We start from the raw sequence: 25,149 nt of genomic DNA on the forward strand, positions 1-25,149 counted from the left end.
GTCAGTCCTCGGTGTCGTCGACCAGCAGGTCCTCGTGCCGGTAGTCGTTCGACCGCAGCCCGGCACGCGCGATCATGTGCGTCGACACCGGCACCAGGAAGAGCTGGAACACGAGCACCGGCAGCACGACCCAGAACGCCGTCCAGGTCCACACCGCCACGACGATCGCGGCCAGGGCGAGCGCCAACCCGAGCACCTGCGGCTTCGCCATCGCGTGCAGCCGGACGAGGGGGTCCCGGAACCGGACGATGCCCACGGCGGCGCCGAACGACAGCCCCGCGGCGAGGAGCATCAGCACGAGGGCGATCCACGCACGGACGCCGGCCCCGTCGACGAAGGACTGCAGGATCTCGATCACTTCGACTCCTCCTCGGCGGCGTGCTCCGGCGTGGTCACGTCGATCCCCTCATCGGACGGGTCCGACGAGGGCGTGACGATCCGTGCGACGGCGATGGTCGCGAAGACGCTCGTCGCCGCGATGACGACCAGCACCGGGACGCCGGTCAGGTCGCGCCGGACCACCATCGCCGCGGCGATCACCACGAGCGCGGTGGTGAGCACCATGTCGGAGCCGATCATCCGGTCGAGGATCGTCGGTCCGCGGACGATCCGCCCGACGGCCAGCGCGAGCGTGGCGCCGAGCAGGACGAGCACGAGCGCGATCCCGACGGCCATGACGACGACCGCGGCGCTCACCGGGTCACCTCCGGCAGCGGCTCGGCGAGTTCGGAGACGTCCTGCTTCGACCCGATGGCGCGGATGACGAGCTCCTCGATGCGTGCGACGGTCCGCCGCTCCTGGTCGACCTGCTCACGGCGCTCGGTGTCGAGCACGTGGATGAGCAGGCGACGGCGGGGGAGGTCGACGTCGGCGACGTACGACCCGGGCACGAGGGAGATCGCCAAGGTGGCGAGCGTGAAGGTCATCTCCGACGTGGTGTGCAGCTGCACGAGCACGATCGAGCTCTGCCGGACGCCGCGCGGTCGGACGGCCGCCCAGGCCACCCGGAACGAGGCGACGACGACGTGCCCGGCCCACACCACGAGGAACCACAGTGCGCGCGGCAGCGAGAACCGCTTCGACAGGGGGACGGGCGGCAGCGGGAGCAGCTGCGTGACGAGGAGCGCGACGACCACGCCGCACAGCAGCGTCAGGACGCTCCAGGATCCCCACAGCAGCGCCCAGAGCACGGTCAGTCCGGCGACGAGCGGCACGTCGTAGCGCCAGGCGAGGGCGATCCGCCGGGCGTTCGAGATGCGGCGGGTGTCACTCATCAGCGCCTCCGTCCGTGCTGCCCAGGACGGCCTGCACGTAGCGGTCCGGCGACTCGAGTGACTCCGCTGCGCGGGTCGCGTAACCGTAGAGCGGACCGGCGACGACGGTGAGCGCGACCGACCCGAGGACCGCCACCGTCGTGACGGCGACGAGCATCCGGGGCAGCGGCGTGTGCACCGACGGCTCGACCGCGGGGGTCTGGCCGGTGGCCGGACCGGAGGCACTGCTCGCGTGCGCCGCGTCGGTGACGGTGGTCGAGCCTCCCGGGTGGTACGCCTCGCCCGTCTCCTCGGAGACGGTCAGCGGCGCCGGTTCCGGCGACCGCAGGTGCGCGTGCGGCTCGGCCGTGCTGGCGTGCGGTGCCGCCGCCTCGGCGGCCGGCTTGGGCCGCCAGAAGGCGGCGTCCCAGACGCGCATCAGCGCGTACAGGGTGAGGAGGCTCGTCACCACGCCGGCGCCGACCGTCACCCAGGCCATCGGGGAGCCGTCCTCGGCCGCGGCGCGGAACAGGCCGAGCTTGCCGATGAACCCGGAGAACGGCGGGATGCCCCCGAGGTTGAACGCCGGGACCAGGTAGAGCGCGGCGAGGAGCGGTGCGGCCTTGAGCAGCCCGCCGAGCGACCGGGTCGAGGTCGTGCCGCCCACGCGTTCCATCACCCCCGACACCAGGAACAGCGTGGTCTGCACGACGATGTGGTGCACCGTGTAGAACACGGCCGCGGCGGTGCCGACGACGGAACCGAGCCCGACGCCCATCACCATGAAGCCGATGTGGCTGATGAGCGTGAAGGACAGCAGTCGTTTCACGTCGGTCTGCGACACGGCCCCCAGCACGCCGACGATCATCGTGAGCACCGCGACCACGAGCAGCACCGTGTTGAGCTGTGGTCTCGGGAAGATGATCGTCTCGAGCCGGATGATCGCGTAGATGCCGACCTTCGTGAGGAGTCCGGCGAACACCGCGGTGACCGGGGCCGGTGCGGTCGGGTACGAGTCCGGCAGCCAGAAGGCGAGCGGGAACACCGCGGCCTTGATGCCGAAGGCGATGAGCAGCATCGTGTGGAGCAGGAGCTGCACGTGCTCGGGGAGCCCGGCGACGCGCTCCGAGATCTGCGCGATGTTCACGGTGCCGGTCGCGCCGTAGACCAGGCCGATGGACGCGAGGAACAGCGCCGAGGCGATGAGGCTCGTGATGATGTACGTCGTGCCGGCGCGGACGCGCTGCTCGCTGCCGCCCAGGGTGATGAGCACGTAGCTCGCCACCAGGAGCATCTCGAACGCGACGTAGAGGTTGAACAGGTCGCCCGCCAGGAACGCGTCGAGCACTCCGGCGGCCAGCACCAGGTAGGTCGGGTAGTAGATCGTGACGGGGGCGTCCTCGTCGTCGGCCGCGAGTCCCTGGCCGATCGAGAAGAGCAGCACGAGCAGGAGCACGCTCGCGCTCACGGTGAGGAGCAGGGCGCTCAGCCGGTCGACGACGAGCGAGATGCCGTACGGTGCCTGCCACCCGCCGACCTGCACGACGATGGTGCCGTGCTGGTCGACGAGCACCATGAGCGTGGCGGCCACGACCACGGCCACCGCGAGCACCGCGACCGTGATGGCCCGCTGGAGCTTCTGGTGCCGCAGGAGGCCGAGCGCGATGGCGGCGCCGAGCAGCGGGACGAGGACGAGCAGGGGGACGAGCCAGGTCATCGCGAGGCCTCCTCGTTCTGGACCGCTTCGGGGTCGGTGTCGATCTCGGGGTCGTCGTCCGCGGGGTCGTCGTCGCGGTCCTTGCCGATCGCGACGTCGGCCTCGTCGACCTCGACCTCGTCGGCGCGGGACAGCTTCCACGAGCGGTGGATGAGGGCGAGCAGGAACGCGCTCACCGCGAAGGTGATGACGATCGCGGTCAGGGCGAACGCCTGGGGGAGCGGGTCGGTGATGCCCTCGGACGAGCCGCCGATCGGGGGCTTGCCCGCCGCGCCGGACATGATGAGCAACAGCAGGTTCAGGGAGTTGCCGAGCAGCAGGAACCCGAGCAGCATCCGGGTCAGCGACCGCTCGAGCAGCAGGTACACGCCGCACGAGAACAGCACCGCCATCGCGATGACGAGGACCAGGGTGATGGTCATACGGCACTCCCCTCCGGGGTCGCTGCGGCGGCGTTGTCGTCGACGTCGCCCTCCGTGGTGTCGGTGATGCGCGCCCGGGAGTCCTCGAGCCGTTGCCGGTCGACCTCGGCACCGAGGCTCCGGAGCACGTCGAGGACGAGCCCGACGACCACCAGGTAGACCCCGATGTCGAAGAACGTCGCGGTGACGAACTCGACGTGCCCGAGCACGGGGACGGTCGCCTCGAAGAACGCGGAGTACAGGGCCTCCTTCCCGAAGAACAGCGGGACGATCGCGGTCGTGGCCGCGGTGGCGACGCCCAGGCCGAGCAGGCGACCGGCGCGGACGGGCGCGGCGGCGCCGAGCTCCGCGGGACCGCCCGCCAGGTACCGACCGGCCAGCGCGATGCCGGCGACGAGTCCGCCGGCGAAGCCGCCGCCGGCCGTGTTGTGCCCGGCGAAGAGCAGGTAGAGCGAGAGCACGACGAGGCCGTGGAAGAGCAGGCGGACGACCACGTCGAGCAGGGCCGAGCGACCGGTCGGGATCGCCGCGCTCGTCGGCAGCCAGGCGCGGGGCTCGCCGTCCGGGCGGTGCTTGTCGCTCGTCACGGTCGCCGGCAGGTCGCGCAGCCGCGGCAGGGTGTCCTCGCGCGAATCGAGGAAGATCAGGCTCGCGACACCCGTGGCCGCGGCGACGACGACGGTCAGCTCACCGAGCGTGTCCCAGCCGCGCAGGTCGACGAGGGCGACGTTCACGACGTTCAGGCCGTGACCGAAGGACTTCGTGAGCGCCGGGATGTCCGGCCAGATCGGGGTGCTGTTCCGTGCCGAGGCCGCGACGACCACGACGACGGCCAGGGTGGCTCCCGCGAGGCCGGCGAACAGGGCCCGCACGATCCGGAAGCGCGACGGGTTGGCCGTGGCGATCCGCGGGGGGAGCCGGCGGAGCACCAGCACGAACGCGATGAGCGTGACGGTCTCGACCACGAGCTGGGTGAGCGCGAGGTCGACCGCACCGTGCAGGACGAAGAGCACGGACATCCCGTAGCCGGTGACGCCGACGAGCACGGCGGCGGCGAACCGGGTCTTCGCGGTCAGCACCGCGATCGCGGCGACGGCCATCACGGCGACGACCGGTACCTGGCCCCACGAGTCGGCGAAGCGCACGCGGAACGCCCACGGGCCGCCGAGCACCAGGTTCGCCAGGGCGCCGGCGACGAACACCGACAGGATCACGGTCAGGTAGTAGGGAAGCGAACCGCGCTGGACGCCGGCCGTGAGCCCGGTCGCCAGGCGGTCGAGCCCACGCATGGTCTTCCGGTAGGTGTCGGCCGCGCTCGGTGACCCGGAGAGTCGGTGCTGCAGGGCCTCGACCCGGCGTCGTGCCAGGAACAGGAGGACGCCGCCGACGAGCGTGATCGCGGAGAGGCCGAGCGCGGGCTCCAGGCCGTGCCAGAGCGCCAGGTGCGGGACCTCGCCCTCGGGCAGGGCCGCGGCGGTGGCAGCGGGTTCGACGCCGTGCGCGACGACGGGCGTGAGCAGGCCGAGCGCGAGTCCGGCGACGGCGAGGACGGACGGCACGACACCGAGTCCGTGCAGGCCGTGCGGCTCGGTGTCGGCCACGCCGGACTTCCGGGCGAACGTGCCCCAGAGGAAGCGGAGCGAGTACGCGACGGTGAGGAGCGAGCCGAGGGTCACCCCGACGAGCGCGATCCACGCCCAGGCCGCCTGCGGTCCGTGGAGCTCCTCGACGAAGCCGGTCAGGACGGCCTCCTTCGCGACGAAGCCGATCGTCGGCGGGATGCCCGCCATCGACGCGAGCGCGAGGACGCTGACCACGACGAGCCACGGCAGCTTCCGCCCGAGACCGCTGAGCTTCCGGAGGTCGCGGGTGCCGGTCGCGTGGTCGACGGCTCCGACGACCAGGAACAGCGTCGACTTGAACGTGGCGTGCGCGACGAGCAGTGCGATCCCGCCCAGGGCGACGGCCGGAGCGCCCCACCCGGCGGCGAGCACGAGGAAGCCGAGCTGCGCGACCGTCCCGTAGGCGAGCAGCAGCTTCACGTCGGTCTGGCGCAGCGCGCGGTAGCCGCCGATGAGCATGCCGAGCACACCGAGCACGGTGATCGTCTCGCGCCAGCCGGTCAGCAGCGCGAACGCCGGGGCCAGGCGGGCGACCAGGTAGATGCCGGCCTTCACCATCGCCGCGGCGTGCAGGTACGCGCTGACCGGGGTCGGCGCCGCCATCGCTGCCGGGAGCCAGAAGTGGAAGGGGACGATCGCCGACTTCGTCAGGGCGCCCAGGAGCACGAGGACCACCGCGACCGGCACGAGCGGCCCCGGACGCCCGACGAGCTCCGGTGCCTGCGCGATGATGCCCGACAGGCTCGTGGTCCCCGCGGTCACGGACAGGGCGACGAGTCCGGCGAGCATCGCCAGCCCGCCGGCGGTCGTGACGACGAGGGCCTGCATCGCGGCGGCACGGCTCGCGCGCTTGTCGGCGTCCTGCCCGATGAGCAGGTACGAGAAGACCGTCGTGGCCTCCCAGAGCACGAAGAGCACGATCACGTCGTCGGCGACGACGAGGCCGTACATCGACCCGGCGAAGGCGGTCAGGACGGACGCGAACCGGCCCAGTCCGGGCTCGTCCCGCTCGAAGTACGACGCGCAGTAGACGAGCACGAGCGCACCGACGACGGAGACCACCAGGGCGAGGACCCACGACAGGGCGTCCATCCGCAACGACAGCGCCAGGTCGAGCTCCGGGATCCACTGCCACCGGCTGGTGACCCCGCCGTGGAGTGCGGCGTCGCTCTGGGCGATCGTCAGCACCGCGGCGGCGGCGGGGGCGAGGGCGGCGACGTAGAACACGCGGCGCCCCATCAGCGGGGTCAGGGCGGGGACGATCAGGGCGACGATCGCGAACGCGACGAGGACGGAGACCATCGGGCACCTCCTCGGGGTCGGGCTGCAGTCCGGCTCACTGGGCCCTCACAGCCTACGGAGAGGCGGATGGCAACTTCCTGAGCGACCGGACAGCCGGAGCGAGCGTTCCCTCCACTCTGCTCCGCGTCCGGCCTCAGCGACCGTGCGCCCGTGCCGGGATCTGCGTCGCGAGCTTGCCGCCGGAGACGTCCAGCAGTGTGCCCGTGACGTAGGCGGACGCGTCGCTCGCCAGGAAGACCAGGAGGTCGGCGACGTCGTCGGGCGTCTCCCACCGCCGGAGCGACAGGGTGTCGAGCAGCCGGTCCTGCTCGGCCTGCGGCATCTCGGCGAACCCGTTCATCGCGGTCGGCACCATGCCGGGCGCGTAGGCGTTCACGGTGATGCCCCACGGGCCGAGCTCCGACGCCAGCACGCGGGTGAACGAGACCACCGCGGCCTTCGACGCCGCGTAGGCCGCGCTGCCGACGCTCGGCACGATCGCCGCGAACGACGCGGCGTTGACGATCCGCCCGCGCCCGGCCGCCTGCATCACCGGCGCGACCGCCTGGCTGACCAGGAAGGTGCCCCCGAGGTTCACGTCCATGCACCGTCGCCACTCGTCCCAGCCGAGCTCGGCGACGGTCCCGGTGACGTTGATGCCCGCGTTGTTGACGAGCACGTCGACGGTGCCGTGCCGGCGGACGACCTCGTCGACGGCCGCACGCACGGAGGCCGGGTCGGCGACGTCGCAGACGACACGGTCGACGCCGTCGTCACCGGCGTCGTCGAAGGCGAGGTCGAACGCGACGACGCGGCACCCCTCGGTGGCGAACCGCGCCGCGAGTGTCCGGCCGATCCCCCGGCCGGCTCCGGTGACGACCACCACGCGGTCGGTCAGGTCGAGGTGCATCGTCGCTCCCGTCGTCGGTCTGTCCCGGCAACGGTGGGCGCCCCTGCCTTGAATCGTCATACTATTCGAGCATGACGGCGAAGGTGCTCTGGATCACGGGTGGCGGCAGCGGGATGGGGGCGGCGAGCGCGGTGGCCGCAGCCCGTGACGGGTGGACGGTGGTGCTCAGTGGGCGTCGCCGGGACCGACTCGAGCAGGTCGCGGACGAGGTCCGCGCGGTCGGCGGGACGGCGGACGTCGTGCTGCTCGACGTGACGGACGGCGACGCGGTGCCCGCAGCACGCGACGCCGTGCTCGGACGGCACGGCCGGATCGACGGCCTGGTGCTGGCAGCCGGGCTGAACTCGCCGGCGCGACGGTGGGACGACCAGTCGCTCGCCGACGTCCGCGCCGTCATCGACACGAACACGACCGCCGTGGTGGCGGTGGTCGACGCTGCACTGCCGGCGCTCCGGGACGCGGGCGGTGTCGTCGTGGTGGTGTCGTCCTACGCGGGCTGGTCCTTCCAACCCGGTGCCGGTGTCGCGTACTCGGCGAGCAAGACCGCCCTCGGCTCGATCGTCCGGACGCTCAACCAGCAGGAGGCCGAGCACGGCGTGCGGGCCACCCACCTGTGCCCGGGCGACGTCGCGACGGACTTCCTGGACCAGCGTCCCGAGGTCCCCGACGCGGCGGCGCGCGCTCGGATGCTGCAGCCCGACGACGTCGGCCGCACGGTGGCCTTCGTGCTCGGGGCGCCGGCCCACGTCCGCATCGACGAGCTCGTCCTGTCACCCGTCGCGCAGCGGTGACGAGCGCCTTCGACCGGGTGCTCGACGGGATCGGGACCGCCGTCGTCACCGGCACCTTCGCGCCGGGGAGCCGTCGGAGCACCGACGACCTGGTGGCCTGGTCGGGCGCGAGCCGCAGCATCGTCCGTGAGGCGGTCCGCGTCCTCGTCGCGCTCGGCATGCTCAGTGCGCGCCCCCGCGTCGGCGTGGTCGTCGCCCACCCCACGGACTGGGACGTCCTCGATCCGCTGGTCGTCCGCTGGCGGCTCCGGGGGCCCGACGCGGCGCAGGTCTCCGTCGAGCTCCGCGAGCTGCGGGTCGCCGTGGAACCGGCAGCGGCCGCCGCGGCGGCCCGACGAGCACCGCTCGAGGACTGCGCGGCCGGACGGGAGGCGCTCCTCGCCACCGCGGACGAGCTCGCGTCCGCCGCGGCCGAGGACCGCCGGGTCGACTTCACGATCGCGGACGTCCGGCTGCACTCCCTCGTGCTGGAGCTGTCCGGCAACGCGCTGTACCGACGGCTGCACCGCGTCGTGGGGGAGGCGCTCCGTGAGCGCGGGAGCATCCGGCCGGACCGCCACGACGTCGGCCTGCACGTCGCGCTCGTGCAGGCGGTCGTCGGGGGTCGGTCGGACGAGGCCGCCGACGTGATGCGCGAGATCGTGCGGCGCACCGAGCACCGGCCGGGCCCGGACCTGGGATGATCGTGGTCGGCGCACCCCGCGTCGACGGAGGTGACCGGTGGACGCAGCGCAGGAGATGGTGCTCCAGCTCGTCGGGACGCCCTGGGCCTTCCTCGTGGTCGGGCTCGTGCTGGCCGCCGGCAGCGTTGCGGTGTTCCTGCCGAGTCAGGCGCTCGTCGTCGCGATCGGCACGCTGCTCGTCGGTGGTGACGGTGGGTTCCTGCCCGTGCTCGTCCTGGTGGTCGCGGCGACGATCGGGATGGTGCTCGGCGACGTCGCGCTCTGGCACCTGGCGCGGACGGTCGACCTCGGCTCGCGGTCGTGGTTCAGCCGGCCGAAGGTCAGGAAGGCGCGGGAGTCGATCGACGCCAGGTACCGGAAGGCCCCCGGACGCATCGCCGTCCTCGGCCGCTTCATCCCGATGGGGCGCCTCACGACGAACCTGGTCGGTGCGGACAGCGGGCTCGACCTCCGGCGCTTCCTGGTCAGCTGCCTCGTCGCCGACGTGGTGTGGGCGGCCTACTGCGTAGGGATCGCGGCGGCCACCGGGCACTGGAGCCGGGAGCAGCCGTTCCTCGTGACGACCCTCGCGGTGGTCGCGTCGATCCTGCTCGGCCTCGCGATCTCCGCGGTCGAGAAGGCCGTGCGGCGCCGCGCCGAGGCCGCTGCGACCGCCTGACGCCGTAGCGTGGAGGGCACCGTCCGAAGGAGGACCCGTGTCGAGCCTCACCGAACTCGTCCCCGACCCCGACGCCGTCGAGCGCCTCGCGACCGGCAGCACCTGGGCCGAGGGACCGTGCTGGATCCCGTCCGACCGGACGGTCCGCTGGTCGGACATCCCGGGCGACCGGATCCTCGAGTGGCACCAGGAGACCGGCGGTACGACCGTGTACGCGTCGGACGTCGAGTTCACGAACGGCCGCACGCTGGACCGCGACGGCTCCGTCGTGCAGTGCTCGCACGGGCGGCGACGCGTCGAGCGCGACCGGGGCGGCGTCGTCACCGTGGTCGTCGACGGCTGGGCGGACGCTCGGTTGAACTCGCCGAACGACGTCGTCGTCGCGCGGGACGGCTCCGTCTGGTTCACCGACCCGGCCTACGGCATCACCCAGCCGCGTGAGGGACACCCGGGCGAGCGGGAGTACGGCGACCACTGGGTGTTCCGGTGCGGACCGGACGGCGAGGACCTGCGCCCCGTGGTGCTCGACGTCGACGAACCGAACGGTCTCGCGTTCTCGCCCGACGAGCGCGTGCTCCACGTCGCCAGCTCGTCCGCCCACGAGCCGGTCATCCGCGCCTACGACGTCGACGGCCACCGCGTGAAGAACGGCCGGGTGTTCGCCCGGCTCGGCGAGGGTGAGGGCGTGCCGGACGGCATCCGGGTCGACGTCCACGGCAACGTGTGGTCCTCGACCCACCGGGGCGTGACGGTCTTCGCACCCGACGGCGCCCGCATCGGCGACGTCGCCGTGCCCGAGGTCGTGTCGAACCTGTGCTTCGGAGGCGACGACGGCACGACGCTCTTCGTGACCGCGACGACCTCGCTGTACCGCATCGCGACGACGACGCGGGACGCCGCTGCCGTATCCTGACCCGGCCATGCAGTGCGACTACTTCGACCGGGGGGTGTGCCGCTCGTGCACACTCATGGGACAGCCCTACGGCGACCAGGTGCTCGACAAGGAGATCCGCACGCGGGAACTCCTGCGGGACGCCGTCGAGGCCGCAGGGGGCCCGGGGGCGGTCGAGTGGTTGCCCGCGATCACGAGCCCGGAGTCCGGGTACCGCAACAAGGCGAAGATGGTCGTCGGCGGCACGGTCCAGCGCCCCACGGTGGGGATCCTGGACCACCGGCAGCGCGGCGTGGACCTGCGGCACTGCGGCATCTGCACGCCGGGCATCCGACGGGCGCTCCCGGTCCTGGCGGACTTCGTCGCCGACACGGGGCTGATCCCGTACGACGTGGCCGCACGTCGGGGCGAGCTCAAGTTCGTGCTCGTGACCGAGTCCCCGGACGGCGAGCTCATGGTGCGCTTCGTGCTGCGCTCCGAAGGGCAGCTGCCACGACTGCGTGAGCGCCTCGACGACCTGCGGCGGGTCCTGCCCGAGGCGGTCGTGGTCACCGCGAACCTGCTCCCGGAGCACAAGGCCGTCACCGAGGGGGAGCGCGAGGTCGTACTGACCGAGCAGGAGACGCTGCCGATGCGGTTCGGCTCGATCACGATGCACCTGCGACCGCAGAGCTTCTTCCAGACGAACACGAGCGTCGCGAGCCAGCTGTACGACCAGGCGTCGGCGTGGATCGACGAGGTCGGGCCGGCCTCGATGTGGGACCTGTACTGCGGTGTCGGCGGGTTCGCCCTGCACGCAGCGCGCCCGGGTCGTGCCGTCACGGGGATCGAGACGAGCCGGGAGGCGATCCGCTCCGCGAAGCAGTCCGCGCGCGAGGCGGGGCTGACCGACGTCCGCTTCGCCGCGGACGACGCGACGGAGCACGCCCTCCGGGCCCGACCGGACGCGCTGCCCGAGCTGGTGGTGGTGAACCCGCCGCGCCGGGGCATCGGCGAGACGCTCGCGACCTGGCTCGAGGAGTCCGAGGTCGAGCACGTCGTCTACTCGAGCTGCAACCCGGTCACCCTCGCGAAGGACCTCGCGCGCATGCCGTCGCTCCGCCTGCGGCGGGCGCGCGTGCTCGACATGTTCCCGCAGACCGGCCACCTCGAGGCCGTGACGCTGCTGTCCAGGCGCTGACCAGGACGCGACCAGCCAGCGGTCGGGAGGCTCGCTGCCAGGCCGCCACGGGCCTCCCGTCCGCAGCATTGCCAGGAAACTGCCAAGGTCACGTACCCGGGTACAGACCGATTCGCATGCCCACGGTGATCGGGGCACTCAGGAAGACCGGTGGGGGACATAGCACTCACGGGTAGAACTCATTGTCTCGGTTTGATAACAGTCACGAATTTCCTATGGTTGCCGACCAGCGCCACCGGCACGAGACCACTGCCCCCGGCGGCGCACCCCACGACATGACCGCGATCGGTCGGGACGGGCAGTGGCGACCGGGTCCGCTCAGGCGGGCGCCAGGTCCGTGGTCCCGGTGGAGCGATCAACCATGAAGAAGCTTTCCCGTACCCGCACCATCGTCGGTGGCCTGGCCTTCGCCGGCATCGCCGCGACCGGTGTCGGCCTGGCGGCAGCGCCCGCGAACGCCGCATCCGGTTCGACCTGGGACGCCCTCGCACAGTGCGAGTCCGGTGGCAACTGGGCCATCAACACCGGCAACGGCTACTACGGCGGCCTGCAGTTCAACCTCGGCACCTGGCAGGCGAACGGCGGCGCCGGCAACCCGGCCTCCGCGAGCCGCGAGGCCCAGATCGCCGTCGCAGAGCGCGTCCTCGCGTCCCAGGGCTGGGGTGCATGGCCGGCCTGCTCCGCGAAGCTCGGACTGAGCGGGACCACGGGTGCCGCTCCGCAGGCCGCCGCTCCGGCCCCTGCCGCGCCGCAGCAGGCTGCACCGCAGCAGGCCGCGCCGCAGCAGGCTGCACCGAAGGCGACCACGCCGGCCGCACCGAAGGCGACCACGCAGGCCGCTCCGAAGGCGGCCGTGTCGAGCAAGCCGGCCGCGGTCGCGACGAGCGGCAAGACGTACACGATCGAGTCGGGCGACACGCTCGACAAGATCGCGACGAAGCTGAACATCGACGGTGGCTACATGAAGCTGTGGGCCGCGAACACGTCGACGATCGACGACGCGAACCTGATCTACGCCGGCCAGGAGCTCCAGCTCCCCGCCTGATCGACCTCGCGATCCGACACGAGACCCCCGTGGCACCTGCCGCGGGGGTCTCGTGCTGTCCGGGATTCGCCGGCGCGACCGTCAGCTCGGGCGATCCTCGAGCCACCGCTGCAGGTCGTCGGACCGCAGGGCGCTCGAGATCGCGGCGCGGTCGTGGTCGTCCAACCGGACGAACGACTGGCCGTCGGGGGTCGTCCCGCTGCCCGCGGTCGGCATCGTGAACGTGACCAGGTCGTCCGGTCGGACCTCGCGCAGGGACCACCCGAGACGGACGATCGTCGCCGCGTCGAGCCCGGGGTCCACCGCCAGGTGCTCGCTCGTCGCGGTGACGAACTCCTGCAGTCGCCCCGGGTGCGTCAGGGTGCCGCGCGACAGGGCCTGGTCGAACACCCCGCGCAGGAACGCCTGCTGGTTCCGGACGCGTGTGTGGTCGGCGTCGGCGAACGCGTACCGCTCCCGCACGAAGGCCAGGGCCTGTTCGCCGTCGAGCCGGTTCGCACCGCTGACGAAGTGGTGGCCCCGCGCCGTGAAGTCCTGCGGTGACTGCACCGTCACGCCGCCCAGTGCGTCCGTCATGTCGGCGAACCCGGCGAGGTCGACCTCGGCGACGTGGTCGATCCGGACGTCGAGCAGCTGCTCGACCGTCTGCACCGTGAGCGGGATGCCGCCCCAGGAGTACGCGGCGTTGATCTTGGCCCGGCCGTGGCCGGGGACCTCGACCCACGAGTCGCGCATGATCGACATGAGGTACACGTGGCGGCGGTCGGCGGGCACGTGGGCGAGCATCAGCGTGTCCGACCGCCCGCCGGCGGTCTGGTCGCCGTCGGCCAGTCCGGCCCGCGAGTCGGAGCCGATGAGCAGGATGTCCTCGGCGCCGCCGGAAGGTGCGGGCCGGTCGCCGGCGGGGAAGGGGTCCGCGATCGCCTCGGTGTGGTCGTCGAAGCTCCGGGTCAGACTGCCGACGAAGACCGCTGCGACGACCGCGAGCAGGGTGGCGATGCCGACCAGGGTGCCGGTGGTGGCGACCAGCGCGACGAGCGCGGGGTGCCTGCGCCGCCTCCGGGTCGTTCTTGCTGTTGCTGCTGCCGCGGCTCGGGCGGCGCGACGCTCGGACATCGGGACTCCTCGGGTCAGGTCGGCCTGCGCCGACCCGGAGAGTCTACAGCATGTGGTATTTCAGTGTCACGAGCGGTGCAGGACGCCGGTCAGCCGCCGGCGGAGCTCCGCGTCCTCGGGGAGGACCTCCCGCTCGATGTGCTGTGCGGTCTCCCATGCGCGGCGACCCTCGTCGGTGACGGACACCACGCGACGCCGGCGGTCCTCCGGGTGGGCGGTCCGCTCGACCAGGCCGTCCCGTTCGGCCCGCTCGAGGGTCCGCGACATGGTCTGGGGCTGCACGCGAGCGGTCCTGGCGATGGTGTCCGCGCCCGTCGGGCCGGTCCGCAGCAGGATGTCGATCGCGACGAGGGCGGCGTGGGTCAGCCCGATCGCCCGGAGTCGCTCGTCCCACTCCCGCTCGACGGCACGTGCCGCGGCGGAGAGCAGGCGTCCGAGCGGCCACTGCTCCGCGGGTTCGTGCATGATCGGAGTCTACGGGCGGTCCTCCCGGCGGCGTCGGCGCGGAGATAGTCAGCATGCTGACGATCGGTGTACGCTCACCGACGTGTCCCGGTTCCTCCGCATCGTCCTGCCCGCGCTCGTCATCCTCGTCTGGCTCGTCGTGGCCGGCGTCGGCGGTCCTGTCTTCGGGAAGATCTCCGAGGTCGCCACGAACGACCAGGCGTCGTTCCTGCCGGCATCGGCCGACGCGACGAAGGTGCAGGAGCGTGCCGCCGACTTCCGACAGGCCTCGGGGGCACCCGCCATCGTCGTCCTCGACCGCGACGGCGGCCTGACGCCCGACGACCTCACTGCGGCCCGTCGGATCGCCGACACCATCGGCGAGCGCGACGACGTGCAGGGCACGAGTCCGGTGATCCCGAGCGAGGACGGCGACGCCGCCGAGATCGTCGCGACACTGACCGAGGACGCGGAGACCGGGGACGCCGTCTCGGCCATCCGGACCACGGTGGACGAGGCGCTGCCCGCCGGCGTCTCCGGGTACGTCACCGGTCCGGCGGGCTTCACGGCCGACCTGACCGAGGCGTTCGCGGGCATCGACGGCCTGCTGCTCGGGGTGGCACTGGCCGCCGTGTTCGTCATCCTGATCGTGGTCTACCGGTCGCCGCTGCTGCCGTTCCTGGTGCTCGGGACGGCGACCTTCGCCCTGTGCGCCTCGATCCTCGTGGTGTACGCCCTGGCGAAGGCGGGGGTCGTGACGGTCAACGGGCAGGTGCAGGGCATCCTGTCGATCCTCGTGATCGGCGCCGCGACGGACTACGCGCTCCTCTACACGGCGCGCTACCGCGAGGCACTGCGCGAGCACCGCACCGGCTGGGAGGCGACCCGGGCCGCTCTCCGCGGCGCGTTCGAGCCGATCGTCGCCTCGGGCGGGACCGTCATCGTCGGGGTGCTCTGCCTGCTCCTGTCGGACCTCAACTCGAACAAGGCGCTCGGGCCGGTCGCCGCGATCGGGATCGCCTTCAGCCTGCTCGCCGCCCTCACCCTGCTGCCCGCCCTGCTGCTGGCGTTCCGTCGGGCGGCGTTCTGGCCCCTGCGCCCGGCCTTCGGCTCCGGTGGCCGCCCGACCACCGGTCCGGACGCGACCGGACTGTGGGCGCGGGTGGGGCGCCTCGTCGCGCGTCGGTCCCGCACGGTCTGGATCGTCTGCACCGTGGCGCTCCTGGCGATGGGCAGCGGCCTCGTCGGGCTCCGTGCCGACGGCGTCCCGCAGAGCGACCTGGTGATCGGGTCGTCCCAGGCGCGGGACGGCCAGCGGGTCCTCGCCGACCACTTCCCCGGGGGTTCCGGCAGCCCGGCCCAGGTCATCGGCGCCGAGCGTGACCTGGACGCCCTCGTCGACGCTGTCCGCTCGGTCCGCGGGGTCGACGGGGTGGTGGCCGCCTCCACCGACTCGCCCTCGGGGACCGTCCCCGTGGGGTCGGACGCCGCCGCCCGGACCGCCCCGGGCACGGCGGAGCCGACGGTGTCGCGCGGGGACGTCCTGCTCGAGGCCACGCTCGCCGACCCCGCCGACTCGAGCGCCGCCGAACGGACCGTCCGCGACCTCCGCGTCGCCGTCGAGCGGGTGGACCCCGACGCGGTCGTGGGTGGCGTCACGGCGACCGCCGTCGACACGAACGACACCGGCATCCGCGACCGCTCGGTCATCATCCCCGTGGTGCTCGCGGTCATCCTGCTGATCCTCGTGCTGCTGCTCCGCAGCGTGGTCGCCCCGCTGGTCCTCGTCGGCAGTGTCGTGGTGTCCTTCGCGGCCGCACTCGGCGTCGGCGCACTGGTGTTCGACCACGTGTTCCACTTCCCCGGGGCCGACCCGTCCGTCCCGCTGTACGCGTTCGTGTTCCTCGTGGCGCTCGGCGTCGACTACAACATCTTCCTCATGACCCGGGTGCGCGAGGAGTCCCTGCGGCACGGCCCGCGTGAGGGTGTCCTGCGCGGGCTCGCGGCCACCGGGGGAGTGATCACCTCGGCGGGCATCGTGCTGGCCGCGACCTTCGCGGCGCTCGGCGTCATCCCGATCCTGTTCCTGGCGCAGATCGCCTTCGTGGTGGCGTTCGGCGTCCTGCTCGACACCGTCGTGGTCCGGTCGCTGCTCGTCCCCGCGCTCGTGATCGACCTGGGGCGCCGGGCGTGGTGGCCGTCGCGCCTCTCGCGCGCAGCGCGTCACATGTGACACGCTGGTGGCATGCCAGTTCCCTCCACGCAGCCGGCCGCAGAGCGCAAGCTGCTCCGTGACACCGTGCAGGACAAGATCCGCGACGCGATCATGGACGGCACGCTCGAACCGGGCGAACGACTGAACGACGACGACCTCATCGCGTGGCTCGGCGTCTCCAGGACCCCGATCCGTGAAGCACTGGCGGAACTCGCACGGGCCGGACTCATCGAGATGGCGCCGAACCGCTACACCCGCGTCGCCGCACCGACCGAGGCCGAGCTGCTCGACGCCTACCGCACGCTCGGCGTCATCTACGGCGGGGTCGTCCGCCTGGCCGTCCCGCGGTTCTCGGACGCCGAGCGGGAGCGGGTCACCGCCGTGCTCGACGACGTCCTGGCGCGGCTCGACGCCGACCAGCAGGCCGAGGTCGCGCGCGGGGGGGCGGACATCTACTCGATGTGGGCGGAGGCCTGCGGCAACGCCTCGCTCGCGCAGCTGTGCCGCTCGACCACCGACGGTCTGGCCTTCCGGCTCCGCGTGCCCGAGCTCACCGAGCTCGTCCCGACCGACGTCATCCGACCCGAGATCGTGAAGCTCCGTGACGCCGTCGCCGCGGGCGAGCCGATCGACGCGGAACTCGCGATGGAGGCGATCCACCTCCTGCCCACGCGCGACTGACCGAGCGCCGGGCGTACAGCGTCGGGCACGGACCCTCAGGGATCTCCCTGTCCGTTCCACGCTGTGCCGTTATGGTTTCCGGGTGAGCATCGAACCCGAGCAGACGACGCGCCGTGCCCGCCGCGGCCACGTGCCGCCGCGCCACGGGCGCCAGAAGCGTGGGAGCGGCGTGGTCCTCCCCGCGGTCGCCGGCGTCCTGGCGATGGGCCTCGTGCTGACCGGCGGCTACGCCGCGTTCGCCTTCACGAGCCTCAACAGCGGCGTCACGAAGATCGACGCGATCAGCCCGCGGTCGGACGACGACGACGACGTGGACGGTCAGGCGCAGAACATCCTGCTCGTCGGTGACGACCACCGCCCGGACAACGCGACGCCGGAGCAGATGGCGGAGCTGAGCACCGAGGACGACGGCGGTGCGACGAACACCGACACGATGATCGTGCTGCACATCAACGCCGACGGGTCCCAGGCGACGATGATCTCGTTCCCGCGCGACTCGTACGTCCCGATCCCCGGCGTCGGCAAGGGCAAGCTCAACAGCGCGTTCTACTACGGCACGCTCAACGGCGGCGGCGACACCGGTGGTGCGAAGCTGCTCATCCAGACGATCCAGGACCTCAGCGGCCTGACGATCGACCACTACGTCCGGGTGTCGTTGCTCGGCTTCTACCAGGTGGTCAAGGAGCTCGGGCCGGTCGAGGTGTGCCTGAACAACGCGGTGAACGACCCGTACTCGGGTGTCGACCTGCCGGCCGGCACCTCGGAGCTCGACGCCAAGCAGGCGCTGTCGTTCGTCCGCCAGCGGCACGGGCTGCCGAACGGTGACCTCGACCGGAACGTGCGCCAGCAGTACTTCCTGTCGCAGGAGGCCCGCAAGGTGCTCTCCGCGGGCACCCTGCTCAACCCCATCAAGATGAACAACATCCTCAGCGCCGTCGGGAGCTCCATCCAGACGGACACCGACCTGGTGTCGCTGGCGAGCCAGATGCGGAACCTGCGCCCGGGCAACATCCAGTCCGCCACGATCCCGACGCTCGGCACCCCGACCATCACGGTGGGGGGTTCGCCGCTGTCCATCGTCGAGGTCGACACCGTCGGGTTGCCCGCGTTCGTGCAGGGACTCGTCGGCGAGCCGGAGGAGTACACGAAGGCCACGGCCGCCGAGCCCGCCGCGACGACGGTCACCGTGCTGAACGGCAGCGGGACGACCGGCGCCGCCGCGACGGCGACCGCGAACCTGACGGCCCGCGGCTTCCAGGTCGGGACGCCGGGGTCCTCGGACACGACGCAGAAGACCCAGGTGCAGTACCCCGCCGGGCAGGAGGCGCAGGCCAAGGCCGTCGCCGCGGTGGTGCCCGGTGCGGTCGCCGTGCGGTCGACGACGGTGTCGGGCGTCACGCTCGTCCTCGGGTCCGACGGCATCACCGTCACCGCCCCGGCCGCCCCCGGCGACGCCTCCTCCACCCCGGCGGACGAGGCGCCCGAGGCCGAGGCGTCGAAGCCGGCGGAGTCCGAGCCGACGCCGAGCTCCACCGACGTGAAGACCTACGGCGAGGAAGGCGTCTGCATCAACTGACGCACCCTTCACCACCCTGGGGTCGCCCGTGGGAGCGTGTCGGTAGGGTCGACCGGTGAGCCACGTCGCGCGTCCGATCACCCTGATGACCTACAACGTGAAGAACCCGGATCCGCGGCACGACTGGCCAGCGCGCCTGCCGCTGGTGCTCGAGGTCATCCGACGGCACGACCCCGACGTCCTCTGCGTGCAGGAGGCGTTCGACCACCAGATGGACGCCCTCCGACAGGGGCTGCCCGACCACGACGCCGTCGGGCAGGGCCGCGAGGGGGGCTCCGCGGGGGAGCACGCCGCGGTGTTCTTCCGCCGCGACCGCCTGCGCCCCGTCGACGTCGGGACCTTCTGGTTCTCCGACACCCCGGACGAGCCGGTGTCGAACACCTGGGGGAGCCTGTACCCACGGGTCGCCAACCACGCGCGCTTCCTCGACGCCGAGGGGGCCGCCTTCACGCTCCTCACCGCGCACTTCGACCACGAGGAGAACGACCACGGGGACGAGGTCCGTCGGCGCAGCGCCGCCCTCGTCGTCGAGCGGCTCGCCCCGGTCGACGGCCCCGTCGTCTTCGCCGGTGACTGCAACGAACCGTGGGGCGCGGGTCCGGCGTCCCGGGTCTTCACCGATGCCGGGTACCGGGACGCCTGGTCCGACGCCGGTGACCCCGGTGACCGCACCGCGTCCTTCAACGGGTGGCAGGAACCGGTCGACTCCGGCGAGCGGATCGACTGGGTGCTGACCCGCGGCGACGTCACCGCCGAGCGCGTCGTGATGGACCACGACGGCCCGGAGACGTGGGCCGCGAGTGATCACTTCCCGGTGGTGGCGTCCCTGCGCGTGGCCTGAGCCGCGTGGCCTGAGCCGCGCGGGTCGTGACCGTGCGGCCGTCGTGCAGTGCGGGACGCGTCAGCAGGACCGGCGTGCGTGCACCGGCATCGGGGACCCGATGACCGTCACCTCGGTGTCGTTCGTCAGCGCCGAGACGCCGTTCGTGCCCTGCGCGTCCTCGCCCGTGTCGTGGGTCGGACCGTCGGTCGCGTCGTCGTGTTCCGCGCGGGGGTCGTCCCCGGTCGGGTCAGCGCCGGTCGCGTCGTCACCGGTCGAACGCTCGTCGGGAGCCCAACCGGCCTCGAGCAGCAGCTGCCACGCTCGGGAGTCGCCGGACCCGAACGACACCTTGTCGGAGCGTGGAGCCGTCGCGATCTCGTCCGCGACGTCGTCGCCGACCTGGACCCCGTCAGGACCGGTCAGCTCGATCCGGTCGCCGGTCCGGCCCCGTACCGAGTCCTTGAGGACACGGATCTCGACCGCGTTGCCGACGGCGGACGGTGTGCGGAGCGCCGCGACGCGGACCGCGCCGCCCCAGGTGTAGGTCGTCCCCGCCGGGAAGCACGCGCCGCCGTCGCCGACCGCGGTCTGCGTGCGCGACGGGGTCCCGAGCAGCCGGTTGAGCAGCGAGACGGTCGACCTCGCGTCGCGCATGGGGACGTCCGCGACGGTGTCGTCGGCGTGCCGGAGGACCAGGGACTCGGCGTCGAGCTCGACCGTGTCCACCCGGCGCAGTTCGCGGTCGGTGACCCGGATCAGTGGCTGGACCGGGTCTGCGACGTCGCTGCGGTCCTCCGCTGCCGCGGCCGGTGCCACGCCCCCCGTCGCGAGGGCATCGGACCCGACCGTGCCGGCCGCGAAGGCGAGCACGGCAGCGCCGAGCGCGAGCAGAGTGCGGGAAGTCACCAGTCGACCGTACGGCCCGGAGCCGGACAGGACGACAGGTGTTACCGAATCGCAGCCCGGTCGTCACGTGTTCGTGATCTTGGGGATGTGTCACGGACGCGTCGCGGGGGACACCCGGCTGGACGGACAGCGGTACCCCGGTGCGTACCGTCCAGGCCATGACGGAGCAGCAGAACGACCAGGCGGGTCTCGACCAGTACGCGATGCAGGACCCCACGAAGATGTACGCCGACAAGAAGCCGGACGAGCAGTACCTGCAGGGTGCCGGCACCGACGAGGAGATGGCGCAGAACGTGCCCGCCGACCACGGTGAGGACACCTACCGCGGCTCCGGCCGCCTGCAGGGCCGCAAGGCGCTCGTCACGGGTGGCGACTCGGGCATCGGCGCCGCCGTCGCCATCGCCTACGCCCGCGAGGGTGCCGACGTCGCCATCGTGTACCTGCCCGAGGAGCAGGAGGACGCCGACCGCATCGTCGGCCTCATCGAGGCAGCGGGCCGCAAGGCCGTCGCGATCCCCGGTGACATCAAGGACCTGGCGTTCTGCGAGGAACTCGTCCAGAAGACCGTCGACGGCCTCGGTGGGCTCGACATCCTCGTGAACAACGCCGGCAAGCAGCAGAACGTCGACGACATCACGAAGATCTCGGACGAGGAGTTCGACGAGACCTTCAAGACGAACGCCTACGCGACCTTCCGCATCACGAAGGCGGCCGTGCCGCACATGCAGCCCGGTTCCACGATCATCAACACGACGTCGATCCAGGCGTACGCGCCGTCACCGCACCTCGTGCACTACGCCGCCACGAAGGCGACCGTGAACAACATGGCCAAGGGGCTCGCGGCACAGCTCGCGCCGAAGGGCATCCGCGTCAACGCCGTCGCTCCCGGCCCGATCTGGACCCCGCTGCAGCCGGCCGGTGGCCAGCCGCCGGAGGCGCTCCCGTCCGCCGGTGAGCAGACCTACCTGGGCCGCTGGGGCCAGCCCGCCGAGCTCGCGCCGGCGTTCGTGTTCCTGGCGAGCGGCGAGTCGTCCTACGTGGTCGGCGAGACGCTCCACGTCGACGGCGGCATGCCGACCCCGTGAGACGGGTCGCCTGACGCGCGCACACCGCAGACGGACGGGAGGCGCGGTGCCGGCTGGCACCGCGCCTCCCTCACTGGCTCGGTGCCGGCTGGCACCGCGCCTCCCTCACAGGATCGGTCGGGGCGCCCCGCAACGCTTCGTGTTGCCGTTCAGCGGGGCGCGCCCGTCCGTCGTCTCAGCAGGCGACGGAGCGCGCCATCCGCTCCAGCAGCTCCCGTGCGGACATCGCCGCGGTCAGTTCGACCTCGACCGGGTTGATCCCGATCGCGCGCTCGAACGCGCGGCGGCGGGCCTGGTCGGCGATCGGGACCTCGGGGCGTTGCGGCAGCCGGGCGATCGCGCGTGCTGCGGCGCCGAACGCGCCCTCCGGGGAGCCGAGCTGCTCCCACATGGTCCGCACGTCGTGCGCGACCTGCTCGTCGTCGCCGCCGAACTCGTAGCCGGCAGAGGCCATGGTGGCCAGGCCCTGTGCGACGGGGTCTTCGGGGGTCATCCCGGCATGGTCGCACGGCAGCCCGCGTGCGTGCTCCGGGGTCGTCGCCTGTCCCCCGACATGCTGACACCCGTACCGGGGATGCTGTGTCCCCCGCCACTGCGCTTGGATGGAGGTGCGGACAGGACGTCCGCCGCACGACGGAGGGCACGATGCTCGAACACACCAGCGCCGACACGCAGGCGGCAGCCGCCGCGGCCGCCACCCTGCACCTGCGCATCACGATCGTCGGCGCCACGGTCGACGTCCTCCGCGACGTGCCCTTCCACGAGGCCCACGTCGGCATGGTCGCCGAGCGGATGGGCATCACGACGGAGGAGCTCCGCCAGCACTTCCCGTCCTGGGACGGCCTCGTGCTCGCCGCCGTCGACCGCTGGAACGGCGCGCGACTGGAGGCGGTGGCACACGAGGTCGGGGACGGCCCCACGGTCGACCTGCTGCGTGCGATCGTCGCCTCGAACGCCGAGGACCCCGCGCTCATGCGGCTGCTCGTCGCACTGCTCTCCGTCGCCGGCAACCCTGCGCACCCCATGGCCACGTACCTGCGGTCGCGCTACCAGCTCTTCTTCTCGCAGGTCCGGCGCGGCCTGGAGCACGACATCGCCGTCGGCCGCGCGCCCCACACGATGGACCCCCGTCGCGGTGCCGAGCAGCTCATCGCGCTGTACGAGGGTCTCCAGCTGCAGGCGATGCTCCGCGCGGAGCTCGACCTGGTGCCGGCGTTCGACCGTGCGGTCGCCCGACTCGAGCGCGGATGGATGGAGCGGTACGAGCCGCAGGCCGCGCAGCGCTTCTCGACGTGGAGCGACAGCGGGAGCTGGGAGATCTGACCCCTGGCCGCGAGGCGCGTCACCCGGGTCGATCCGGAGCCGCACGGGCGTAGTCGTGGAGACTCCGACGGAAGGAACCGACATGGCAGCACCGAACCCGATCCAGGTCCAGAAGTACCTCAGCGGCATCGACTACCCCGCCTCGAAGGAGGACATCGTCGCGACCGCCGAGAAGGAGGACGCCCCCGGTGACGTCCTGGACGCCCTGAAGGGGATCCCGGACGGCGACTACGACGCCCCCACCGCGGTGACGAAGGCCGTCTCCGACAAGGGCTGAGGCGCTCGCACCACCCGAGACCCGGGCTGGGCGACGTTCCTCGTGCTCCCGGGCACGAGAGCGGTCGCCCAGCCCGGGTCTCGTGTCGGGTGGTCCCTCAGCGCGGGCGGTGGCCCCGCGGCACGGAGCCGTTGCCCGGGTCGTACCCGGTGTCCCGCAGGACGGGGATCGCCGTCGTGTCGTTGTGGACCGAGTGCACCGTCACCCGACGCGCCCGCCGCAGGGCCCGTCGCGCGCCGGGGGTCGCCACGAGACCGCCGAGCACGAGCCCCGCGCCGATGCCGAGTGCCACCGAGACGGCCGCCACGAAGTCGAGCGCGGCGCCGGACGCCCCCGACATGAAGTGCAGCAGGGCATCGGACACCGCGACACCGGGCAGCAGTGCACCGCAGAACGCCGGCACCGCGATCGCCGCCACGGCCGTGCGCATCCGGGCTGCTGCGATGGTCGACAGCACGCCGAGCAGCACCGACGCTATGAACGTCGCTCCCAGCAGCGGCATGCCGAGGTGCCGGAGCTCCCAGAGGAACGCGCCGGCGGTGACCGAGAACACCACCGCGACGGGGATGACCCGGGCACTGGCCTGCTGCACGAAGCAGTTCGCCGCCGCGGACACGACCGTCAGTGACAACGAGGCCCAGAGCGGCAGCGGTTGCAGCACGATGCCGGACGGGTCGACCTCGATGCTGAGCCACTGCAGGACCGCGATGCCGGCCGGGACCCCCACGACGATCGCGGCGATCACGAGCACGATGTAGAACGCCCGGGCGACGGCCATGGCCCGGAAGCCGGAGATCGCGTCCTGGGCCCAGGTGACGAGCGACACGTGGGGCAGCAGCAGGACGACGAGTGCGGCGACCATCGTGGCCGCACCCGTCGCGGTCAGGACGTCGGCCCAGATCGCCAGGGTGCCGATGGCCGAGGCGACGGCTGCCTGCGCACCGGAGACGAAGAACTGCGGGAAGCCCCGGCCGGTCAGCCAGCGGCCGGACAGGATGATCCCGAACATGAGCACGAACGCGCCGACACCGGCGCGCCAACCACCGCCGGCCTGCATCGCGATCGAGGTGCCGAGCACCGAGAGGCCCACGTCGGCGAGCCAGGTCGGCCACCGGGTCGGCAGCCGCAGGACGGCGACCAGGGCGCTCACCGCGCTCGTCATGTCGCGCTCGCCGTGCACCAGGTCGTCGACGATCTGGTTCGCGCGCGCGAGCCGGTCGAGGTCGGAGCCGTCGGACTGCACCGTGCGGACCTTGACGAGCGGCGGGTGGTCGGCCGGGGCGTACTGGAGCGTGACCGAGCTGCCGGAGAAGTCGAGGTCGAGGGGCGCGAGGTTCCACTTCGTTGACACCGCGACGACGGCGGTCTCGACACTGCGGGTGTCCGCACCGGAGGCGAGCATGACCTCGGCCAGGTCGAGGCAGAAGTCGACGATCTGCACCGGCGAGTACTGCTCGCGCGGGCGGGTGTCCGGGGTGACGTCCTCGTAGATCGTGCCGCGCAGGCGGGCACGGGCGTCGCGGATGTCGTGCTGTGCGAGGTTGCGGACGCGCGGCCGGGGTGGGCGCCCGGGCCGCGGGACGCCGGGGAGGAACTGCTCGGCCATCAGACCATGGTGCCAGCCGCTCGCGCCCGAGTCCGGACGTCCGCTGGACGTTGCCGATGACGGGTCAGTGACGGGCCTGCGTGCTGAGTCGTCCGGCTGCGAAGGCGGTGAGGACCGCACCGACCAGCACGACGACCTGCCCGGTCAGCTGCAGTCGGGTGGTCCGGATCGGCAGCATCGTCTCGCCGGCGAGGGGCGCGTAGGCGAACCACCCGAACGACGGGTTCGGTGCTGCGAGGAGGAGGACCACGCCGGCGACGAGCAGGATGATCCCGACCAGCAGCCCCCGGAGCGTCCAGGTGCGGGCGAGGCGAGCGGCGCACACGGCCGCGACGATCCCACCGAGCAGGGCGAGGACCGCCCCCACGACGAGCTGTCCGGGTCGGTCCCCGCTGACGAACGCGAAGTCACCGCCCGATGCACCCGCGATCCAGCCGGACGAGTCGAGTCGCCGCACCGCCAGGAACACCACGCCGACGAGGGCGACGAGTGCGCCCACCCACGTGACGACGTGCGTGCGGGTGCGGAAGAGGCGGCGCATGCGCCCCACCGTACCGATGGACGGACGGGGGGGGGGGGGGGGGGGGGGGGGGGGGGGGGGGGGGGGGGGGGGGGGGGGGGGGGGGGGGGGGGGGGGGGGGGG

Annotated in this window: 26 protein-coding genes; 13 read left to right on the forward strand and 13 right to left on the reverse strand. The window is 72.5% G+C overall.

The features are described from left to right. Position 1 precedes the first annotated feature (1 nt). The 7 genes from PIJ49_RS14300 to PIJ49_RS14330 form a co-directional block, all read right to left on the reverse strand. The gene (locus tag PIJ49_RS14300) at positions 2–358 is read right to left on the reverse strand and encodes a cation:proton antiporter (protein ID WP_081984549.1); all 357 of its coding nucleotides are present in this window, start codon (positions 356–358) and stop codon (positions 2–4) included. Further along, a complete protein-coding gene (locus tag PIJ49_RS14305) occupies positions 355–696 on the reverse strand; it encodes an MrpF/PhaF family protein (RefSeq protein WP_209684378.1) in 342 nt (113 codons plus the stop codon). The genes PIJ49_RS14300 and PIJ49_RS14305 overlap by 4 nt, the downstream gene beginning before the upstream one ends. Next, positions 693–1,274 carry a Na+/H+ antiporter subunit E gene (locus PIJ49_RS14310; protein ID WP_066651579.1) on the reverse strand — a complete coding sequence of 194 codons (582 nt, stop codon included), beginning with the start codon at positions 1,272–1,274 and terminating at the stop codon, positions 693–695. Before PIJ49_RS14310 ends, PIJ49_RS14305 begins: the two co-directional genes overlap by 4 nt. Beyond that, the gene (locus PIJ49_RS14315; protein WP_066651581.1) at positions 1,267–2,970 is read right to left on the reverse strand and encodes a Na+/H+ antiporter subunit D; all 1,704 of its coding nucleotides are present in this window, start codon (positions 2,968–2,970) and stop codon (positions 1,267–1,269) included. The genes PIJ49_RS14310 and PIJ49_RS14315 overlap by 8 nt, the downstream gene beginning before the upstream one ends. After that, the gene (locus PIJ49_RS14320) at positions 2,967–3,392 is read right to left on the reverse strand and encodes a Na(+)/H(+) antiporter subunit C (protein WP_209684376.1); all 426 of its coding nucleotides are present in this window, start codon (positions 3,390–3,392) and stop codon (positions 2,967–2,969) included. Before PIJ49_RS14320 ends, PIJ49_RS14315 begins: the two co-directional genes overlap by 4 nt. Continuing rightward, positions 3,389–6,316: a Na+/H+ antiporter subunit A gene (locus PIJ49_RS14325; protein WP_271826900.1), complete on the reverse strand. Its 2,928-nt coding sequence runs from the start codon at positions 6,314–6,316 to the stop codon at positions 3,389–3,391. The genes PIJ49_RS14320 and PIJ49_RS14325 overlap by 4 nt, the downstream gene beginning before the upstream one ends. Before the next feature lie 133 nt (positions 6,317–6,449). Then, a complete protein-coding gene (locus tag PIJ49_RS14330; RefSeq protein WP_251159994.1) occupies positions 6,450–7,205 on the reverse strand; it encodes an SDR family NAD(P)-dependent oxidoreductase in 756 nt (251 codons plus the stop codon). A gap of 71 nt (positions 7,206–7,276) precedes the next feature. Between PIJ49_RS14330 and PIJ49_RS14335 the strand changes: the two genes are divergently transcribed. The 6 genes from PIJ49_RS14335 to PIJ49_RS14360 all read left to right on the forward strand — a co-directional run bounded on the left by PIJ49_RS14335 (position 7,277) and on the right by PIJ49_RS14360 (position 12,454). Continuing rightward, the gene (locus PIJ49_RS14335) at positions 7,277–7,996 is read left to right on the forward strand and encodes an SDR family oxidoreductase (protein ID WP_271826901.1); all 720 of its coding nucleotides are present in this window, start codon (positions 7,277–7,279) and stop codon (positions 7,994–7,996) included. Beyond that, positions 7,993–8,679: a FadR/GntR family transcriptional regulator gene (locus PIJ49_RS14340; RefSeq protein ID WP_066651590.1), complete on the forward strand. Its 687-nt coding sequence runs from the start codon at positions 7,993–7,995 to the stop codon at positions 8,677–8,679. The genes PIJ49_RS14335 and PIJ49_RS14340 overlap by 4 nt, the downstream gene beginning before the upstream one ends. A gap of 37 nt (positions 8,680–8,716) precedes the next feature. After that, positions 8,717–9,337 carry a DedA family protein gene (locus tag PIJ49_RS14345; RefSeq protein WP_209684368.1) on the forward strand — a complete coding sequence of 207 codons (621 nt, stop codon included), beginning with the start codon at positions 8,717–8,719 and terminating at the stop codon, positions 9,335–9,337. Positions 9,338–9,374: 37 nt separating this feature from the next. Then, the gene (locus PIJ49_RS14350) at positions 9,375–10,250 is read left to right on the forward strand and encodes an SMP-30/gluconolactonase/LRE family protein (protein ID WP_271826902.1); all 876 of its coding nucleotides are present in this window, start codon (positions 9,375–9,377) and stop codon (positions 10,248–10,250) included. A gap of 7 nt (positions 10,251–10,257) precedes the next feature. Next, entirely contained in the window at positions 10,258–11,409 is a 1,152-nt protein-coding gene (rlmC, locus tag PIJ49_RS14355) for a 23S rRNA (uracil(747)-C(5))-methyltransferase RlmC (protein WP_209684364.1), read from the forward strand. Between the two features lie 361 nt (positions 11,410–11,770). After that, a complete protein-coding gene (locus PIJ49_RS14360) occupies positions 11,771–12,454 on the forward strand; it encodes a LysM peptidoglycan-binding domain-containing protein (protein ID WP_066651599.1) in 684 nt (227 codons plus the stop codon). 81 nt (positions 12,455–12,535) lie between these two features. On the opposite strand, the gene PIJ49_RS14365 is transcribed toward PIJ49_RS14360, so the two are convergent. After that, positions 12,536–13,570 carry an LCP family protein gene (locus tag PIJ49_RS14365; protein ID WP_271826903.1) on the reverse strand — a complete coding sequence of 345 codons (1,035 nt, stop codon included), beginning with the start codon at positions 13,568–13,570 and terminating at the stop codon, positions 12,536–12,538. A gap of 66 nt (positions 13,571–13,636) precedes the next feature. Then, positions 13,637–14,035, reverse strand: a complete 399-nt coding sequence (locus PIJ49_RS14370; protein WP_271826904.1) for a MarR family winged helix-turn-helix transcriptional regulator — start codon at positions 14,033–14,035, stop codon at positions 13,637–13,639. An 82-nt stretch (positions 14,036–14,117) separates the two neighbouring features. Here PIJ49_RS14370 and PIJ49_RS14375 point away from each other — a divergent pair, with 82 nt between their 5' ends. The 4 genes from PIJ49_RS14375 (at position 14,118) to PIJ49_RS14390 (ending at position 19,327) form a co-directional block, all read left to right on the forward strand. Then, positions 14,118–16,247, forward strand: a complete 2,130-nt coding sequence (locus tag PIJ49_RS14375; RefSeq protein ID WP_271826905.1) for an MMPL family transporter — start codon at positions 14,118–14,120, stop codon at positions 16,245–16,247. 12 nt (positions 16,248–16,259) lie between these two features. Then, entirely contained in the window at positions 16,260–16,910 is a 651-nt protein-coding gene (locus tag PIJ49_RS14380; RefSeq protein WP_271826906.1) for a GntR family transcriptional regulator, read from the forward strand. A gap of 82 nt (positions 16,911–16,992) precedes the next feature. Further along, positions 16,993–18,486 carry an LCP family protein gene (locus PIJ49_RS14385; RefSeq protein WP_271826907.1) on the forward strand — a complete coding sequence of 498 codons (1,494 nt, stop codon included), beginning with the start codon at positions 16,993–16,995 and terminating at the stop codon, positions 18,484–18,486. A 55-nt stretch (positions 18,487–18,541) separates the two neighbouring features. After that, positions 18,542–19,327, forward strand: a complete 786-nt coding sequence (locus tag PIJ49_RS14390) for an endonuclease/exonuclease/phosphatase family protein (protein WP_251159988.1) — start codon at positions 18,542–18,544, stop codon at positions 19,325–19,327. A 60-nt stretch (positions 19,328–19,387) separates the two neighbouring features. On the opposite strand, the gene PIJ49_RS14395 is transcribed toward PIJ49_RS14390, so the two are convergent. Then, positions 19,388–20,215 (reverse strand): hypothetical protein, encoded by an 828-nt coding sequence (locus tag PIJ49_RS14395; protein WP_271826908.1) that lies wholly within the window; start codon positions 20,213–20,215, stop codon positions 19,388–19,390. Positions 20,216–20,373: 158 nt separating this feature from the next. On the opposite strand from PIJ49_RS14395, the gene PIJ49_RS14400 reads away from it, so the two are divergent. Next, on the forward strand, positions 20,374–21,300 hold the full coding sequence (locus PIJ49_RS14400) for an SDR family oxidoreductase (RefSeq protein ID WP_066651615.1): 927 nt from the start codon (positions 20,374–20,376) through the stop codon (positions 21,298–21,300). Between the two features lie 175 nt (positions 21,301–21,475). On the opposite strand, the gene PIJ49_RS14405 is transcribed toward PIJ49_RS14400, so the two are convergent. Then, on the reverse strand, positions 21,476–21,793 hold the full coding sequence (locus PIJ49_RS14405; protein WP_251159985.1) for a hypothetical protein: 318 nt from the start codon (positions 21,791–21,793) through the stop codon (positions 21,476–21,478). 152 nt (positions 21,794–21,945) lie between these two features. On the opposite strand from PIJ49_RS14405, the gene PIJ49_RS14410 reads away from it, so the two are divergent. Both PIJ49_RS14410 and PIJ49_RS14415 read left to right on the forward strand, forming a co-directional pair. Beyond that, entirely contained in the window at positions 21,946–22,623 is a 678-nt protein-coding gene (locus tag PIJ49_RS14410) for a TetR/AcrR family transcriptional regulator (RefSeq protein WP_066651619.1), read from the forward strand. A gap of 82 nt (positions 22,624–22,705) precedes the next feature. Continuing rightward, positions 22,706–22,900 carry a DUF2795 domain-containing protein gene (locus PIJ49_RS14415; RefSeq protein WP_066651621.1) on the forward strand — a complete coding sequence of 65 codons (195 nt, stop codon included), beginning with the start codon at positions 22,706–22,708 and terminating at the stop codon, positions 22,898–22,900. A gap of 97 nt (positions 22,901–22,997) precedes the next feature. Here PIJ49_RS14415 and PIJ49_RS14420 read toward each other — a convergent pair whose 3' ends face one another. Continuing rightward, positions 22,998–24,506, reverse strand: coding sequence for a threonine/serine exporter family protein (locus tag PIJ49_RS14420; RefSeq protein ID WP_066651626.1), 1,509 nt, complete (start codon positions 24,504–24,506; stop codon positions 22,998–23,000). Positions 24,507–24,570: 64 nt separating this feature from the next. Next, positions 24,571–25,047 carry a hypothetical protein gene (locus PIJ49_RS14425; RefSeq protein ID WP_271826909.1) on the reverse strand — a complete coding sequence of 159 codons (477 nt, stop codon included), beginning with the start codon at positions 25,045–25,047 and terminating at the stop codon, positions 24,571–24,573. Between the last annotated feature and the right edge of the window lie 102 nt (positions 25,048–25,149).

Source organism: Curtobacterium uvaldense, assembly GCF_028307415.1.
Lineage (GTDB): Bacteria > Actinomycetota > Actinomycetes > Actinomycetales > Microbacteriaceae > Curtobacterium.